Raw genomic sequence first — 1083 nt, forward strand, 5'->3', positions numbered from 1 at the left:
GAGTCGGGGCAGCTGCCGACAACGCGGCCATGGAGTCCTTCTTCGGCCTGCTGCAGAAGAACGTCCTCGACCGCAGGAAGTGGGCCACCCGCGAGTGAGCAGGCCCAGCTGATGCGGACTCAAACCGGTAGTACGGTGGAACGGCATCGGTCCCCCCGAACGAGCGCGTGACGGTTGGCACTTCACACGCTACGCCGGAGGGACCGATCCCACGCTCAGCGATCACTGCCCAGCAAGATCACACAGACTTTTGAATGACCTTCCCGGTGAGGGCTGGCTGTATCTCGCGACGGTGATTGACTCCTGCACCAAGGAAGTCATCGCCTACGCGATGGATGACCACTACCAAACACCGCTCATATCCCAGGCGATCCGCAATGCTGCACGGAACAGGAAGCTTGTCAAGGATACAATTTGCCACTCCGATCGCGGAAGTAACTACATGTCAGGCAAGTATGGAAGCGTCCTCGAAGAGCTCGGGCTGCGACAACCTGCCGGCCGTACCGGCATCTGCTTCGATAACGCGATGGCGGAATCATTCTTCGGAGCTCTGAAGAATTGAGCGTGTATCGCGAGTGACGTACCTGACTCGCGAGGCCGCACGAGTGGACATCTTGCTGAGGCGCTGGGCTCCACCCTGCCTGTCCGTACGAGCAATACCGGGACCTCATCTGCTCGCCATCAGCGTGCTGGGCTCATCCCTGCCTGCCCCGGTAGTACCAGCCATAGGAACGCAGAGGCTAGTCGATTCGTCTGGGCGGGGAGCGGGGCTAGGTGGACCATCCCTGCACGAATCCGTTGAGGAGGTCGAGCCCATCCCTGTGTGTGCGGTAGTACATGTATCAGGCACTGTCCCAGTAATAGGCTGTTGGGTCCATCCCTGTGTGGGCGTAGCCTCCGTGGCTGGCTTGTGGCTAGTGCCCGTTGTGTGGCTCCGCCTGTCCGGTGGGGGTGCGGTGGCACTGCTGCGGTTCGGGTTCTGCGTGGTTGGGTGGGGTGGGGGATGGCCGACTGGTTGCCCGGTCGGGGTGACCGCGTGGGTCTTCCGTCCACTGCCCGGTGAGGGGTGGTGGGGTTTCCGTC

Annotated in this window: 1 protein-coding gene; it reads left to right on the forward strand. The window is 62.0% G+C overall.

All coding sequences use genetic code 11. From position 1 onward, the window contains the following. The first annotated feature begins 250 nt into the window (after positions 1-250). Positions 251-562, forward strand: a complete 312-nt coding sequence (locus tag ACZ53N_RS37500; RefSeq protein WP_469145152.1) for a DDE-type integrase/transposase/recombinase — start codon at positions 251-253, stop codon at positions 560-562. The last annotated feature ends 521 nt before the right edge of the window (positions 563-1083 follow it).

Source organism: Streptomyces sp. NPDC033229, from assembly GCF_055576875.1.